3 protein-coding genes are annotated in these 4330 nt (G+C 33.1%); all 3 read right to left on the reverse strand.

The window, feature by feature from the left end; translation table 11 throughout:
• Positions 1-415 precede the first annotated feature (415 nt).
• The 3 genes from AC6CH4_RS25765 to AC6CH4_RS25775 all read right to left on the reverse strand — a co-directional run bounded on the left by AC6CH4_RS25765 (position 416) and on the right by AC6CH4_RS25775 (position 3916).
• On the reverse strand, positions 416-1435 hold the full coding sequence (locus AC6CH4_RS25765; protein WP_498108176.1) for a proline-specific peptidase family protein: 1020 nt from the start codon (positions 1433-1435) through the stop codon (positions 416-418).
• A 211-nt stretch (positions 1436-1646) separates the two neighbouring features.
• Positions 1647-2681, reverse strand: coding sequence for an NHL repeat-containing protein (locus tag AC6CH4_RS25770; protein ID WP_498108178.1), 1035 nt, complete (start codon positions 2679-2681; stop codon positions 1647-1649).
• A complete protein-coding gene (locus tag AC6CH4_RS25775; protein WP_498108180.1) occupies positions 2672-3916 on the reverse strand; it encodes a hypothetical protein in 1245 nt (414 codons plus the stop codon). The genes AC6CH4_RS25770 and AC6CH4_RS25775 overlap by 10 nt, the downstream gene beginning before the upstream one ends.
• Positions 3917-4330: the final 414 nt, after the last annotated feature.

A 4330-nucleotide genomic window follows, 5' to 3' on the forward strand; every position in this document is an offset into this window, starting at 1 on the left:
TTTTGAGGCGAACTTTGCGGATCTCTTTGTGTTCTTTGCGGTTAGAAAGAATTACAGATTCAAGTTTTTTTTGAAAATGAAACTAAGCCTTCCGGCACTCTGGATTGGAATTTGGTCCCGAAGCTTCGGGATAAAAGTTGAAATTTCTTCTGAAAACCGCGCTTCCTCTTTACCGTAAACCGCGTTAGGGATGGGAGCGGCATCCTTTTGCGATTCCCTGAAACCTTTTTTCCCAAACCTAAACCTCTATCGCAAAAGATATAGCGGACAGCCCGGCCCACTGTGGCGGAAAACGCCCATGTTATATATATGTGAGATAACTTCTCTAGAGAATTTTATTTTAAATTTTATTATTATAAAGTGTTTATTATTAATGATGTAAGTGGTTTTGTAAAAAATGTTTTAGGAATAAATTTTAAAATTCATTATGATCAACATCTTTAATGAATTTAATCACTCCTTTCATAAATACTTGTTGATCATCCCACATTGCTAAATGACTCCCGTTTGGACAATATAAAAAGCGTCCATTTTGAACTAATTTGCTTTGTTCTTCCATCGCTTTTGGATCCATTGTGTCATATTTAGCACCAATCATTAAGGTTGGAATTGTGATTTCTTTTAGACGATTTTTGACATCCCATTTGGCTAAGCGGCCACTAATTCCGAATTCGCTTGGTCCTTGCATCATGGTGTAAATTTCCCCATTCATGTGTTTACTGGCTCTATTTAAGCCGTCTGGCCATTCTTTTAATCGACATAAATGCTCTTTGTAAAAGTTAGGAATTAATAATTCCATATAGCGTGGATTAGCAAAATCTTTTTTAGCTTCTAATGCCCTAATTTCTGAAAGAATTTCGGGTTTCATTTGTTTTGCCAAAACTTCATCAGCATATTTTCCATATTCAGGTGCGCTTGCGACCATATTTGAAATCAATAAGCCCTTAAGGTTTTTTTGATATTTTAATGCATATTCCATTGCAAGAATTCCTCCCCATGAATTTCCTAAGACATAAAAATTATTATTGTCTGCTCCAATAGCTTTACGAACCTGTTCGACCTCTTCTACAAAGCGTTCAGTTGTCCATAAACTACTATCTTTTGGCTGATCACTATAATAAGAACCTAATTGATCATATTCATAAAATTCAAAACCTTCACGCTGAAAGAAGGTCTCGAAACATTCCATGTATTCGTGTGTCATTGCTGGTCCTCCATGTAACAATAATATTTTTATTTTGGGATTATTTCCAAATCGTTTCGTCCAGACTTTGAATTCTCCAACGGGTGTTTTGATTGGAATCATTCGCACACCAGCAGATTCAACTGTGTTTTTTTGATCGTAAGTGAAATAATTCGAAAGTGTTTCTGATTTACTTTCTTTTTTACATGAAATGGCTAAAAGAATAGTTGCTAAGAGAAGGATTGATCGCATGTTTTTAAAATTAAAAGGTTTGTTCTTTTGAATTTCTTTTAAACTAAAATACAAATTTAAATTAGATTATAGTTTTATTTTTAAACGTGCTGCTCTGGAATGAATTTAAAATATTCCGTAAAAAACAAAAGCCCGGTATATCGAGCTTTTGTTAACTTAAACTATGATTAGTTCGTTGTCTTAATATTCTTTTAATTTATTTAAAAATGATTTAATTTTGTTCTGTAATCGTGGATTGGTTAAGTTTTATAACCCTGATTTTTTTATTTGTGTTATCTGATAAAAAAATGCGATCATTCATTTGCGCTGTACTAAGAATGCTTCCGAAAGGATTTACTCCCATAATGTCATTGGCATTTATTCCTGGAGTATATTTTTTATTCATAAACTCTTCTTTAGGATAAAGGCGTAAATAGTTTAAACTTCCAACATTTTCTGTTGTAATTGCCCAATCAGCACTAAAAGAAACAGCTATAGGCTTGGCATCAGAAAAAAGTTCAGTTGTTGGTTTTATAGGTTCTGTAAGCGAATTTGATGCATTAGCTTTAATATTTGCAATATTATAATACAAATAGCTTTTCGCATCTCGTCCTGCCACGACCAAGTTACCAGCTTCTATATCTAGAGAATAGATTTGATCAAAACCATTTAAGGTATTTAATTTAGCTATTGGTTTTAGATTCCAGTCACTGGTTTCGGTAATTTGTGATGTTTCAAAAACTTTGATAGAGGTTTCCTTTTCTTTAACAAATAGTAATCCGTCTTTTGCAACAACTCCAAAAACGTGTACAAAGGTATTCCACCATTGGCCATTTCCTACCGTACTAATTCCTACATTTGTACTTTCATCAAATACAAAAAGTCTTGAATCAACACTTCCCACGTAGATTCTACCATTATCAATACATACGGAGGAAAGCTTAGTAAGGGCAATTGTTGTAGTACCTTTAGTGTAATTTGCAATTGTTTTGATGTATTTTAGAGTTGTTGCATCAAAAATTTCTAATACATCACCATTGCATACATATAATTTATTGTTTGCTACTGCAATACCTTTTGGGTCAAATGCCCCGGTTCCGGCTCCAATTTCGCTTGCTGTAATTGCTGTGTCGTCGGTAGGATAGTAATAGTTATAAGTTGTGCCATTATTCTCTGAGTCAGAATCTTTGCTGCAACTAGTAGTAATGCAAAGTAATAATAGTATAAAAAGGATTTTATTCATGCTGATTTTATTTATTAGTTCCATTTTCCTTCTCCTTTATATTTTACTAAAAATGGATTTTTTGGATCGATCGTAAAGACTGGTTTTTTATAAGTGCCAGTCAGATAGTTTGTTTTTGTATGCGTTTTCAGTATCTCAGGATCTGTAAATGGGAGGTCGTTTAGATAGATCAAATACTTATAAAAGTGAGTTAGCATTTCTTGTTGACCACCACCTTCGCCACTATTGGCTAAATTGCTACTATGATTGTAACCACTGTGATGTGAATATTCATGTGACCAAACTGACATTTCTCCCTTCCAGTGACCGGTAACATAACCAGATTCCCATTGAGAGGCTAAAGCACCACCTCCCCAGGCAGAACCTCCGCCAACCATTGCTATATTAAGTTGTCGTTTATCAATATAGGTTGTGTATGCCTGTTCGATTTGGGTTTTGGTTAAATAGTCATAAACACCATCAACATCATCGACATTTCCATGCCAGTTGATTGCGCCGTTTATTGCAGTTCCTGCTGTTGCGGCTTGCTCTTTTTTATATCGGTCAAAATTCATAAAGGTGTCATAGTACAATGGATGACTAATGGCATATGAAAAATTAATAATCATAGTAATGGCTTCTTTCGCCAAAACCGGATTCATCGGTAAATACTTGTTAGGGTCATCTGCGGGGTTATTTAAATGATAATAATCGCTAAATTTAACCAAACGTGAAGATTTTATTTTTTTGAATTTTGCAAATAATGGATCACTTGATTCAACCGAAAATTCGATACCTCCGGAAGAAAATCCTTCAATTTTATCTATTGTAACCGGCTCTCCTGTTTCTGATAAATAATCATTTTTTCCTGCAGTTAAGGGAATTTGATGAAAAGAACGATGAAAAGCAGGGATTTTTGAAAAGGTATAAATTACAAATCGCTTTTTATAGTTTGGTAATTTAGCGTAAATTTTTACATCGCTAAGTCCGACTGGAGAGTACAATGATATTTGTACTGAATCTTTTCCTTTCTGTATAACTTGTAAAGGTTCACTTACTCTAAACCAACGATCGTTATTGTCATACATTTTTGAAGGGCTTTCTGCGTCTTCAAACATAGTCATTGGTTTGTTTCCGGCTGGCAAATTTGTAGCATCAATACTTGCTGAATAATTTGGTTTGTAACTTTCGTCATCATTTTTATCTTCACAGCTGATAAAAAAGGAGAAATTTGTTAATAGCAAAATGCTAAACAGCCATTTTTTGGTGTTCTTAATCATGTAGGTTAGTTTAAATTTGTTTTTTGTTTTTTTGGGATGCATTTTCAAAAAAACAAATCTCATAAAAATTCTGTTAAATAAAAAATTGGTTGAAAATTTTAAAAGACAGGTGTAAGATCGCTTGCTTAGAAAGAAAAATTTAGTTTGGTGAATTCTTTTCAGTGGAATTCGATAAGTATAAACGAGAAGAACCTTAAGAAAATTAAGATTGTTGAGTGGAGGCTTCATTCACTCTCAAAAATTTTATATTTAAATGTTTTCTTAAAGTCTCATTAAAAGTGGAATAACTGAATCAATTAATTTTTGGTATAAAAAAATTAACAGGTTTTAAGCTGTTAATGCAATTTCTTTTCTTGTTAGTTCAACATTATGAACTTTATTCTTAGCTATTTTATTTTATGAACTTTTAGGATA

It is taken from the genome of Flavobacterium sp. GQ95, from assembly GCF_059758655.1.

What these genes read in the sequence shown, in the direction of transcription:
- AC6CH4_RS25765 (WP_498108176.1), bottom strand. Translation starts at nt 1,435, where the DNA reads ATGCGATCAATCCTTCTCTTAGCAACTATTCTTTTAGCCATTTCATGT.
- AC6CH4_RS25770 (WP_498108178.1), bottom strand. Translation starts at nt 2,681, where the DNA reads ATGGAACTAATAAATAAAATCAGCATGAATAAAATCCTTTTTATACTA.
- AC6CH4_RS25775 (WP_498108180.1), bottom strand. Translation starts at nt 3,916, where the DNA reads ATGATTAAGAACACCAAAAAATGGCTGTTTAGCATTTTGCTATTAACA.